10 protein-coding genes are annotated in these 11,302 nt (G+C 71.2%); 4 read left to right on the top strand and 6 right to left on the bottom strand.

Translation table 11 applies throughout. The annotated features are described in order from the left end of the window. Positions 1-62: 62 nt before the first annotated feature. A complete protein-coding gene (locus tag K8612_RS31330) occupies positions 63-629 on the bottom strand; it encodes a tetratricopeptide repeat protein (protein ID WP_223743623.1) in 567 nt (188 codons plus the stop codon). Positions 630-887: 258 nt separating this feature from the next. On the opposite strand from K8612_RS31330, the gene K8612_RS31325 reads away from it, so the two are divergent. Then, the gene (locus tag K8612_RS31325; protein WP_223764953.1) at positions 888-2,498 is read left to right on the top strand and encodes a sodium:proton antiporter; all 1,611 of its coding nucleotides are present in this window, start codon (positions 888-890) and stop codon (positions 2,496-2,498) included. Between the two features lie 4 nt (positions 2,499-2,502). Here K8612_RS31325 and K8612_RS31320 read toward each other — a convergent pair whose 3' ends face one another. The 4 genes from K8612_RS31320 to K8612_RS31305 form a co-directional block, all read right to left on the bottom strand. Then, positions 2,503-3,306 (bottom strand): SDR family oxidoreductase, encoded by an 804-nt coding sequence (locus K8612_RS31320; protein WP_223764952.1) that lies wholly within the window; start codon positions 3,304-3,306, stop codon positions 2,503-2,505. Positions 3,307-3,416: 110 nt separating this feature from the next. Further along, positions 3,417-5,081, bottom strand: a complete 1,665-nt coding sequence (locus K8612_RS31315; RefSeq protein WP_223764951.1) for a sigma-54 dependent transcriptional regulator — start codon at positions 5,079-5,081, stop codon at positions 3,417-3,419. Positions 5,082-5,127: 46 nt separating this feature from the next. Further along, positions 5,128-6,081: a diguanylate cyclase domain-containing protein gene (locus K8612_RS31310; protein ID WP_223743619.1), complete on the bottom strand. Its 954-nt coding sequence runs from the start codon at positions 6,079-6,081 to the stop codon at positions 5,128-5,130. Positions 6,082-6,201: 120 nt separating this feature from the next. Beyond that, positions 6,202-6,480, bottom strand: coding sequence for a glutaredoxin family protein (locus tag K8612_RS31305; RefSeq protein WP_223764950.1), 279 nt, complete (start codon positions 6,478-6,480; stop codon positions 6,202-6,204). Positions 6,481-6,501: 21 nt separating this feature from the next. On the opposite strand from K8612_RS31305, the gene K8612_RS31300 reads away from it, so the two are divergent. Next, the gene (locus K8612_RS31300) at positions 6,502-7,698 is read left to right on the top strand and encodes a DUF4388 domain-containing protein (protein ID WP_223743617.1); all 1,197 of its coding nucleotides are present in this window, start codon (positions 6,502-6,504) and stop codon (positions 7,696-7,698) included. Between the two features lie 9 nt (positions 7,699-7,707). On the opposite strand, the gene K8612_RS31295 is transcribed toward K8612_RS31300, so the two are convergent. Continuing rightward, positions 7,708-9,351 carry a penicillin-binding transpeptidase domain-containing protein gene (locus tag K8612_RS31295; RefSeq protein ID WP_223764949.1) on the bottom strand — a complete coding sequence of 548 codons (1,644 nt, stop codon included), beginning with the start codon at positions 9,349-9,351 and terminating at the stop codon, positions 7,708-7,710. 174 nt (positions 9,352-9,525) lie between these two features. On the opposite strand from K8612_RS31295, the gene K8612_RS31290 reads away from it, so the two are divergent. Both K8612_RS31290 and K8612_RS31285 read left to right on the top strand, forming a co-directional pair. After that, positions 9,526-10,389: an ABC transporter permease gene (locus tag K8612_RS31290; RefSeq protein ID WP_370639986.1), complete on the top strand. Its 864-nt coding sequence runs from the start codon at positions 9,526-9,528 to the stop codon at positions 10,387-10,389. Beyond that, a complete protein-coding gene (locus tag K8612_RS31285; protein WP_223764948.1) occupies positions 10,386-11,297 on the top strand; it encodes an ABC transporter ATP-binding protein in 912 nt (303 codons plus the stop codon). The genes K8612_RS31290 and K8612_RS31285 overlap by 4 nt, the downstream gene beginning before the upstream one ends. Positions 11,298-11,302: the final 5 nt, after the last annotated feature.

Below are 11,302 nucleotides of genomic sequence, written 5' to 3'. Positions count from 1 at the left end.
CATTCAACACCGGCACACCGCCCTTTCCCTCCGCATTTGTATGGAATTTGACGCGGGGCGACTCAGGAGGAGGCGGGGCGCAGCCGGGTCGCTAGCTGGGTGTAGTGCTCCCGCTGGGTAGGGTCGCCCAGGTGCTCCCACACGTCCGCCAGGGCCTTGGCCGCCTCCACGTAGGCAGGCGACAGCTCCAGCGCCAGTTCGAAGACCTGACGGGCCAGCCGGTAGCGGGCCTTGTCCGGCCGCCGGCCCTGGGTCAGCAGCGCGTTACCCAGATGGTAGACCTCGATGGCGGCGGCCTCGCGGTAGCCGGGGGTGGGGTTGAGCTGCACCGCCCGGTTCATCAGCAGGGCGGCGGCCTCCGGCTCCCCCAGCTCCAGTTGGCAGAGCGCGGCCTCGCGGTGGGGGTCCGCCGCGGTGGGGTCCAGCTCGATGGCGCGCTGGAAGCCCTTCAGGGCCTCCTCGGTCCGCCCCAGTTGCTTGAGGGCGAAGGACTTCGCGGTGAGCGCGGGGAAGTGGCGTGGATCCACGGCGAGGACCTGGTCGAACGACTGGAGCGCGGCCTCGTGGTGGCCGGCCATGGAGCGGTGGACGCCCTCGTTGAACGACGCCAACAGCAACGACCTGGACATCTTCGGTTCCCCCCTGGGACAGGGTTCGCAAGGCCGCGCACTTCACGCGGCCCGAAAGCGCAAGCCTGTCACCGGGGGCCCACGCCTCGCAAAGGCGCGCCCCTTCCCCGGCTGATGGCACCCATCGCGTTCGGCTGATGACGCGGCCGGCCTCCCGTGGGACGCGGGGTTCCGCCGTCCGGAATTCGCCACTGTCCCCCGCAGGCCCTCCTGCGCTAGGTCGCCGGAAGTCCAGGGTGGACTGCTCCCGAGGCCCTCATGCTGGTGTTCGAGATCGTCATCGCGCTCCTGCTGGGAGGCGCGGGACTGGCGGCGCTGTCCCGGCGGGTGGGCACGCCCTACCCCGCGCTGGTGGCGCTCGCCGGGGCGGTGCTGGCGCTCGTGCCGGGCAGCCCGGATCTGGTGTTGGATCCAGAGCTGGCGCTCACCCTGTTCGTCGCGCCGGTGCTGCTGGACGCGGCGTTCGACGCGTCCCCTCGCGACCTGCGCGCGAACTGGCGGCCGGTGGCGAGCCTGGCCCTGGGGGCGGTGGTGCTCACGGTCATCGCCGTCGCGGTGGTGGTGAAGGCAATGGTGCCGGAGATGCCCTGGGCCGCGGCCATCGCGCTGGGCGCCATCGTCGCGCCTCCGGACGCGGCGGCGGCCACGGCGGTGCTGAAGCAGCTCAAGCCCCCGCACCGGCTGATGGTCATCCTGGAGGGCGAAAGCCTCTTCAACGACGCGAGCGCCCTGCTCATCTACCGGCTCGCGCTGGGGGCCGTGGCCGCGGGCGGCGTGCTGGGCTGGAGCGCGGTGCCCACCTTGCTCGTCGTCACGGTGGGCAGCGTGCTGCTGGGCGTGGTGCTGTCCCGGGTGAGCCTGCGCATCAACGCCGGCGTCGAGGACGTGTCCACGGCCGTCATCACCCAGTTCGGCAGCACGTTCGCGGTGTGGATGCTCGCGGAGCGGCTGCACCTGTCCGGCATCCTGACGACTGTGGTGTACGCGATGACCATCTCCCGCACGGCCTCCGTGGTGACGCCCGCGCGGATCCGCATCCCGTCCTATGCCGTATGGGAGGTGGCGACGTTCGTGTTGAACGTGCTGGCCTTCGTGCTCGTGGGCTTCCAGTTGAAGGGCATCGTCGCGCGCTTCGACCGGGAGACGTGGTGGGAATACACGGCCATCGCGGCGGTGGTGACGGGGGCGGCCATCCTCGCGCGCATCGCCTGGGTGATGGGGGCGGCGGCGGTCAACCGCTGGAGGCAGCGCAGGTCGAAGTCCAGCCCTGTCACGCTCTCGCCGGGCGCGGCCGTGCTGGTGGGCTGGTGCGGGATGCGGGGCATCGTGACGCTCGCGGCGGCGCTGGCGCTGCCCACGGGGCATGACGGGGTCGCGGCCTTCCCCTACCGGGACCTCATCCTCTTCACGTCGTTCTCCGTGGTGCTGGGGACGCTCGTGGTGCAGGGGATGACGCTCCGGCCGCTGATGACGCGGCTGAAGCTGGACGATGACGGCGAGGTGGACCACGAGGTGCGGCTCGCCCGGGTGGAGACGCTGCGCGCGGGGCTGGAGGCCACGCAGGACTCACCGGGCACGGAGATGGCGACGCTGGTCCGGCGCCGGTACGAGCTGCAACTGCGGCGCGCGAGGCAGCTCCTGGACGAGCACACCCTCACGAGCTCCAGGAGCCCCAGCGCCTCCCCCTGGGGGCCGCCCACTGCGGACGCGGAGACGGTGCGTGCAGCGATGGCCGCGGGGCGGCGGAAGCTGGCGGAGCTCCGGGCGAACGGCACCATCGGGGACGCGGCGTTCCAGCAGGTGGAGCAGGAGCTGGACTGGTCGGAGCTCGACCTGCAACAGCTCCTGCGGGCGGAGTCACCCGGGTAGTGCTTCAGCCGCGCGCCTCCTCCTCCATCGCCGCGAGGAAGCCGGTGGTGAAGTCCGGGTAGCGCGGCGTCCAACCCAGGGCCTCCAGCTTCGCGGCGCGGATGGCGCGGTCGCCGCGCAGGGACTCATGGAGGGATTCCAGGGGCACGCGCGGCGGCATGGGGAGGCCCAGCCGCTGACAGAGCCAGGAGGCCGTCTCCTCCTGGGTCGCGGGCCGGCGGTCGGCCACGCAGTACACCTCACCGGGCGCGCCGCGTTCGAGCACCACGCGCACCGCGTCCACCAGGTCGTCCACGTGGATGCGCGACAGCCGCCCCCCACCCGATTCCGGGATGCGCAGCGTGCCCGCCTTCAAGCGGCCGGAAGTCCCGCGCCCCGGGCCGTAGATGCCCGCGATGCGCATGACGCTCGCGCCGAGGGGAAGGAACAGTGCCTCCGCCTCAAGGCGCGCGCGGGAGGCAGGTGAGGTCCTGTCGACCGGCGTGGACTCGTCCACGTGTCCGCGAGCGGAGCCGTAGACGCCCGTGGACGACAGGTAGACGAGCCGGGAGGGACGAGCGCGGGACAGCGCTTCCGCGAGGCGGGCATCCAGCCCGGCATCCGGAGGAACGGAGTCCACGACGTGCGCGCCCCCGGCCCGCGACAGCGCGTCGTCAATGGACACCACGTGGACACCCGCGCCCTCCAGCACCGAGCGCCGAGCAGCATCCCGGGTCGTGGCCAGGACCTCCCGGCCCGCGCGGGCCTCCGCCACCGCGAGCCGCGTCAGCGTATAGCCACAGCCAAGCAGAAGGAGCGGAGCGGTCATGGCCCCCGCGATACCGGGCAACGCCCGCTCCACGCAAGACCGCACGAAGAGAACGACCCTCCTCCCGTCATCCGGAAGAAGGGCCGTCACCTCACTTCGTCAGTCGCGGCTCAGAACTCCGCGCTCGCGCGAGGGTCGATGATGCCGCACTCCTTGATCTTGTAGAGCAGCGCCTTGTAGCTGATGCGCAGCTTGCCCGCCGCGCGGCGCTTGTTCCACGCGGTGCGCTGAAGCATCGCGAGGATGGCCTCGCGCTCCGCGAGCATCGCCGCGCGCTTGCCGATGTCCTTGAGCGACAGCTCCCCGGCCGGAGGCGGCGGGGGCGGAGGCTGCGGCGCGTCGAACGGGTTCGCGTACCGCTGCGGCGCCACGGCGTTGAACGGCGTGGCCTCCGTCATCACCGGAGGCGGCGTCATCGACACGCCGCGCGCGGGCATCTCCAGCACCTGCACACCCGCGCCCGAAGACGTCGCGAGCGAGGACGGCGGCGCCGCGAAGACGCGGGCGGACTCCTCCACGTGGCGCGACTGGGGCGGCATGTACTCGTCCCCACCGCCGAACGACGTGGGCAGCGACGGCGCGCTCGCCGGAGCACGGCCACCGGCGTGGATTTCATCCAGCACCAGGGTCGGGTCCTTCAGCACGCACAGCCGGCGCACCATGTTCTCCAGCTCGCGCACGTTGCCCGGCCACTCGTAGTCGCTGAACGCGTGGAGCACCTCCGAGGGCAGCTCCGACACGTTCGTCATGAAGCCCCGGCCGTACTTCTTCAGGAAGTGGTCGGTGAGCGGCACCACGTCCTCGCGGCGCTCGCGAAGCGGCGGCAGGCGGATGGCCACCACGTTGAGGCGGTAGTACAGGTCCTCGCGGAAGTTGCCGAGCGCGATCTCCTTCTCCAGGTCGCGGTTCGTCGCCACCACCACGCGGCTGTCCACGCGGACGCTCTTCTTGCCGCCGACGCGGAAGAACTCCTCGTCCTGCAGCACCTGGAGCAGCTTCGCCTGGAGGCGGATGGCCATCTCGCCAATCTCGTCCAGGAAGATGGTGCCCTGGTCCGCCAGCTCGAACTTGCCCGGCTTCTCCGCCGTGGCGCCCGTGAAGGCGCCGCGCTCGTGGCCGAACAGCTCGCTCTCCAGGAGCTCACCCGGCAGCGCCGCGCAGTTCACCTTGATGAACGGCCGGCCATGGCGCTGGCTGCGCGCGTGGATCTCCCGGGCAATCACTTCCTTGCCCGTGCCGGACTCCCCCAGCAGCAGCACCGGCACGTCCGTGTCCGCGATGCGCTCCACCAGCGCACGCGCGCGGCGCATGGCCGGCGACGTGGAGATGAGCACGCGGGCCTCCGCCGCGGCCTCCGCGGGCGTCAACACCACGCGGGGCGCGGGCGCGGTCGCCTGCCGCTCCGGCACGCGGGTCCCCAGGGCGCGCGCGAGCACGTCCTGCAGCTCGTCGTTGCCAAAGGGCTTCGCCAGATAGTCGGAGGCGCCCATCTTCAGCGCGCGCACCGCGTCGTCCGCGCCCGACAGCGCGCTCAACACGATGACCGGCGCCGTGCCGCCCGTGCTCCGGTAGCGGCGCAGCACCTCCAGCCCGCTCATCTCCGGCATCACCACGTCCAGCAGCACCGCGTCGAACGAGCCACCAGAGAGCATCTCCAGCGCCTGCGAACCACTCGACGCACAGCGCACCTGGTACCCCGAGCTGCCCAGCAGCTCGGACAGGAACGTGCGCACCGACTCCTCGTCATCCACCACCAGCACCGCGATCCGATCCATCCCCACGCCTCCGCTCGCCCTGTGCATCAAACCCTCGTGAACTGAATCAAACCGACATCAGACGGGCTGGACCGGCCGCCCGCCGAAGCTCGCGTGTACGCCTCAAGGTCTGCAGTGCCGCGCCCAGCAACTGGGTAGGAGCCCCCACCGTGTCCGGGAAGCTCACCGCCCCCAGCTCCAGCCCCGTGCGCACCACCCGACCCTCCATCTGGAACCGGGCGGCCTCGAACCGGGCCTCCACCCGCGCCAGCACCTCCGGCACCGCCTCCGCGGGCGTGCCCGGCAGCAGCATGGCGAACTGACTGTCCCCCACCCGCGCCACCGCGTCGGCCTCGCGCACCGTCTGCCCCAGCACCACCGCGCTGTAGACGAGCAGCCGCTCCGCCATGCTCTTGCCGTGCTCCTTGCGAAGCGCGCTCCACCCCGTCACCTCCGCCGCCACCACCGAGAACGTCCCGCCGTAGCGCTCCGTCCGCCGGGCCTCCAGGCCGATGAGGGCCAGCAGGAAGGGCCGGTTGTAGAGCCCCGTCACCGGGTCGTGCAGCGCCAGCGCCGTGCCGGCCTCCTCACCCGAGGCCGCGCGCTCCACCGACTGCTTGAGCCGCATCTGCGCGTGCAGCTTCATGGACAGCTCCGCGCCATCCACCGTGCGCGGCACCACGTCCACGCACTGCCCCTTCTCCACGCAGAACTTCCACGCGTCCCGGTCGTGCGAATCCACCAGGTACATCATCGGCACCGTGCCCTTGCCCACCTGGCGCAGGCGCCGCGCCGTCTGGATGGCCGCGAAGTCCGGCGGCTGCGCGGCCAGCAGGACGGCATCCGGACGGATCACCTCGAAGAGGGGCACCGCCGCGTCGAAGCGCGTCAGCGGCACCACGCGGAAGCCGGCCTCGCCCAGGAGCGCCCGGGTGCGCTCCAGGTCCTCCGCCCGCGGCTCCACCAGCAGCACCGTGGGAGGCTGGCCCGACCTTCCCGCTCGCTTGCGCTTCACACCCACCGCCGTGCCCTCCCTTCCAGCATTTTCTTCCCCACCACCCTGCCCGCCTGCCCAGATTTACAGCCCCGCTACTTTCGCGCCCTACGTATCCCCTTGGATTTCTTAGGGAAGGGCACTCCGTTACCCATCCTGGCCCACGGTTTTAGCAATGGGTATGCCATTCATCACCTCGCGGATCCGGACTTCCAGGGTCTCCGCGTCGACGCGGTGTTTGAAGGCGGGCACCCCGTCGAGGAGGACCACGGGGATGTCGTAACGCCAGGTCTCGAAGAGGTCCGGGCTCTGGAGGATGTCGGTGACGTAGAGCTCGAACGGCAGCCGGGCCTGCACCTCGGTGACCACGGCGAGGGCCTGCTCACAGAGGGAACACCGGGGTTTCGAGTAGATATCGACTCGCATGCGTTGCAGGATGGGCGCTCGATGCGCGGCGTGTGTGGTGATTTTTCGACGATGCCCCTCAAGGACCTGGTCGTCCACCTCGGGAATCGCCGGGCCACCGGCACCCTGAACGTGGAGCGGGGAGACGTGCGCAAGCAGTTGCTCCTGCGCGACGGCAACGTCATCACCGCCAGCTCCAACCAGCCGCGCGAGTACTTCGGCCAGTTCCTGATCAACCAGGGTCACCTGACGGAGGACCAGTTGGAGCGCGCGTTCGCCACGCAGGCGGAGACGCACATCCTGCTGGGGAAGATCCTCATCATGACGGGCACGGTGTCCGAGGCCACCGTGCGCACGGTGCTCTCCCACAAGTTCCGGGAGATGCTGCTGGATGCCTTCACGTGGGAGGAAGGCGGCTTCGACTTCCGGCCCACGGACGCCGCGCCGGAGCTGGAGGGCCTGGACGTCAGCGTGGACCTGCTGGACGTCAGCCGCGAGGGCGAGTTCCGCGAGACGGCGTGGCAGGCCATCCGCGCGGTGTTCCCCTCCGGCCGCGTGCGCCTGGAGGTGGACGAGCGCAAGCTGACGGACCGCAAGGCCGGCAGCATGGACGAGCGCATCGTGCAGCTCGCGAAGGACGGCCTCAGCATCGACGGCATCGCGCTGGCGCTGCACGCCACCGACTTCTTCCTCTATCAGCGGCTGTACGCGCTCTACCGCCAGGACGCGCTGCGGGTGTCGGACGAAGCCCCCCTGCCCGCCCCGGACCCCGGCGCGCACACCGTCGTCGTGGTGGAGGACGACGACGAGGACGACCTGAACGCGGGCGGCGTCATCGGCTCCGAGTCCTCCTCCGACGAGGTGCTCCAGGCCGCCCAGCTCTTCCTGGACGCGGGCAACCTGCGCGACGGCGAGGCGCTGGCCCGGCGCGCGCATGAAATCGCGCCCACCGAGCACACCACGAAGCTGCTGCGCGACGCGGAAGGCCGGCTGCTCGCGGAGCTGCGCAAGGCGCTGATGGAGCCGTCGCGGGTGCCGGCGCTGATGGTGACGCCCGCGCACCTGAAGACGCTGCCCCTCACGTCACCGGAGCGCTACCTGCTGTCGCGCATCGACGGGCGGCGGGACGTGGCCGCCATCGTGCACGTGTCGCCCCTCCAGGAGCTGGAGGCGCTGAAGTTCTTCCAGGGCTTCGTGGACACGGGGCTGGTGAAGCTCACCGCGCGTCCGCTGTCCTGACGTCGCGCCTCAGTGCTTGCCGGCGGCGCCCGCGGGGGCCGTCAGCTCCACCGGCGCGGGGATGCGCTCCAGCGCCAGGCGCAGGGCCTCGCGGCCCAGGTAGGAGCCGCGGATGCGCCACTTCGGGTCGTTCACGATGAGGGCGGCCACGGCCACGCGCGGGTTGTCCTTGGGCGCGAAGCCGACGAACCACGAGTAGTCGCGGAAGGGCTCGCGGTCCGCGAGCGTGCCCGTCTTGCCCACCGCGTCCTTCACCTGGAAGCCGCGCTCGCGGAAGACGCCGCGCGCGGTGCCGTGGGTGACGGTCTCCTCCAGCATCCGCGTGAGCTCGTGCGCGGCGGTGGGGGTGAGCACGGGCTCTGGCTCCGGCAGGGGCATGAAGGGCTCCGGCTCCACCAGCACGGGGGCCACCCAGCGGCCGTCGTTGGCGGCGACGGCGGCCAGCAGCGCGCCATGCAGCGGGGACAGGTACACGTCACCGAAGCCCGCGCCGGTGTTGGCGAGCGCGAAGCCGTCCTCCGGGATGTACGCGAGCGACACGTCCAGCGGCTGGGCGAAGGGGATCTCGCGGTTGAAGCGCAGGCGCGCCGCCATGCGCTTGAGGGACTCCGCGGTCAGGTGCTTGCTGGTCATCTTGGCGAAGATGACGTTGGCGCTCTTGCCCATGGCCAGCGCCAGCGAATAGCAGGCGCCATCGCGGTCGGTGTCCTCCAACTGCCGCTCGTTGAGGCGGCGCTTGCCGCCGTGGAAGCACGCCTCGGTGTCGGGCGACACGCCGGCCTCCAGGAGCGCGCTGCCGGTGACGATCTTGAAGATGCTCGCGGCCGGGTACACCGCGCGGATGGGGAGCCCCCGCAGCTCCGGCTTCGCCTCCGAGTGCTCCGCCATCGCGAGGACGCGGCCGGTGGAGGGCTCCAGCACCACCGCGGCGCCGTAGGGCACCTGGTAGTTCTGCATGATCTTCGTGAGGGACGCCTGGAGGCCGGGGTCGATGGTGAGCACCTGATCCGGCGCGCTCTTGCCGCCCTTCACCACCAGCTTGTTGCCCTCCAGCTTCGCGCGGGCCACCAGGTCCTGCGCGCGAGGCAGCCCCTGGAGCTTGCCGAACGGCGGCGCCTTCTCCCGCGACGGCACCGGCATGGGAGGCACCATCCCGGGCTCCAGCGCGGCGGCGTCCTTCGCGGCCAGCGCCTCCGCCAGCGCGCGGGCATCCACGGGGCGCGTGTCCGGGCCCTGCGCGACGGAGGCCTCCTCCGCCCCCGCCACGGCAGCCGCCCCCGAAGCCTGCGCGGTGGCGGCCTCGCTCGACGCGGGAGCCGCGGTCGCACCCGAAGCCTGCGCGCTGGCGGCCCCGCTCGACGAGGGCTCGGCCGGAGCGCCCGGCGCCTTCGCGACGCTCGCGGAGGCCCCGGCGTCCGGGGAGGCCGAAGCCTGGGCGCCGCGCTGCTCGGCCTCCACCTTCTCCACCAGCGCACGGGCGCCCACGGGCCCCGCGTCCATTCCCAGGGCGCTCAACGACTGCGCCAGGGCCTGGGCATCCGACGGTGCGGCGGGTGACGGCGCGGTGTTCGCGTCCGGCCCGGGCGCGGAGGCGCCCAGGAGCAGCGTGAGGGGGAACAGCGGCAGGGCGGCGAGGAGGCGGCGCTTCGTCATGCTTCGGGGCTCTCCTTGGGGGGGCAGGGAGCAGGCCGCCGGATCCTAGTCGCTGAGGGCGCGCTGTCCACGGCTTGCCTCCTCGACTGCTGCCTTCGTCCGCGAGAAACCTGGGAAGGTGCCCGGAGGTCCAGTAGGGTCCTGTGCACCTTGGACGGACTCAAAGAGACATTGGTGATCTGGGGAGCCGAGCTGCGCCGGGCCGTGCGAAGCGGCCGGGCCATCGTGCTGCTCGGGCTCTACAGCATGTTCTCCGCGCTGGTGCTGCTCGTGGTGGGCTTCGTCACCCGGGAGCTGCAGGCCCAGGTGAACGCGAAGCTCGCCGAATCCGGCGGCGACTCGGAGATGGCCACGCAGGCCGCGGAGCAGATGCGCCAGGGAGTGCTGGGCTTCCTCGCCAGCAACGACGCCGCGATGATGGAGGCGCTGGCGAAGGTGCCCATCGTGGTGCTCATCGTCTTCAAGATCACCCTCTTCTTCCTGCCCGCCTACGTCGCGCTGATGGGCTTCGACCAGGTGAGCGGCGAAGTCGGCCCGCGCTCCATGCGCTACCTCACGGTGCGCGCGCGCCGCTCCTCGGTACTGCTGGGCAAGTTCCTCTCCCAGGCCACGCTGCTGGTGGGGCTGGTGCTGATCATCGACCTGGCCATCTTCATCTACGCGCGCATCATCAACGAGGACTTCGCCTTCGGGGTGCTGGTGCTCAACCTCCTGAAGTTCTGGAGCGCCACCATCGTCTTCTCGCTGGCGTACGTGTCCCTCACCACCCTGTGCTCCAGCCTCTTCCGCGTCCCCGCGGTGAGCCTCGTCTTCAACTTCATCCTGCTCTTCGTCTTCTGGCTGATGGACTCCGTGGGGCGCGCCGTGAGCGAGGACAACGTGCTGCGCTTCCTGCGCTACCTGTCCCCGTCGTACTACTCGGGCAACCTGCTGCACCCGAAGCTCGCGGAGTTCGCCATGAGCGGCGCGGCCTACGCGGCCTTCGCGGCCCTCTTCCTCTTCGGCGCCTACGGCGTCCTGCGCGCGAGGGACCTGTGAGCGACCTGGCCATCCAGTTGAACAACGTCTCCAAGCACTTCGGCCCCAAGGTCGCCGTCAAGGCGGTGAGCCTCCAGGTGCGCCAGGGCGAGGTGTTCGGCCTCATCGGCCCCAACGGCGCCGGCAAGACGACCACCTTCTCCATGATGTGCGGCTACCTCTACCCGTCCGAGGGCTCGCTCCAGGTGATGGGCGTCTCCCCCACCACGCCCGGCGCCCTCAAGGGCCGCGTGGGCGCGCTGCCCCAGGACGCGGTGCTGCCCCCCGGCTGGGAGGTGGGCGCGCTGCTCACCTACTGGGCCCGCCTGTCGGACCTGCCCCAGCCCGAGCACGAGGCCCGCGGCGCCCTGGAGAAGGTGGGCCTGATGGAGGCCTGGAAGGTCCAGACGCAGGCGCTCAGCCACGGCATGGCCAAGCGCGCCGCCATGGCCCAGGCCCTGATGGGCCGCCCGCCGCTCGTCCTCCTGGACGAGCCCACCGCCGGCCTGGATCCGCGCATCGCCGCGCAGGTGCGCCAGATCATCAAGGACATGAAGGGCACGCAGACGGTGGTCGTCTCCAGCCACAACCTCCAGGAGCTGGAGGAGCTGTGCGACGCCGCCGCCATCCTCGACAAGGGGACGCTCGCGCAGTCCGGCACCATGTCGGAGCTCACCGGCCAGGGCGCCGAGTTCCGCGTCCAGATCGCCCGGGGTGACGTCATCATCCCCGAAATCACCTCCCTGCCCGGCGTCACCGACGCGCGCATGGAGGGCACGGACGTGCTGCGCGTGCGCTTCGACGGACAGGCCTACAAGGCCGAGGAGGTCATCAGCCGCACCGTCGGCCACCTCCTCCAGCACCAGGTGCTCATCCTCGGCGTCAGCCGCGGCCGCCGCCTGGAGGACCGCGTCCTCCAGTTGCTGTAGGCCCT

Origin of the sequence: Corallococcus sp. AS-1-6, from assembly GCF_020037015.1 — a bacterium.
GTDB lineage: Bacteria > Myxococcota > Myxococcia > Myxococcales > Myxococcaceae > Corallococcus.
The sequence above is the reverse complement of the archived record's forward strand: the minus strand, read 5'-3'. Positions and strand labels throughout refer to the sequence as shown.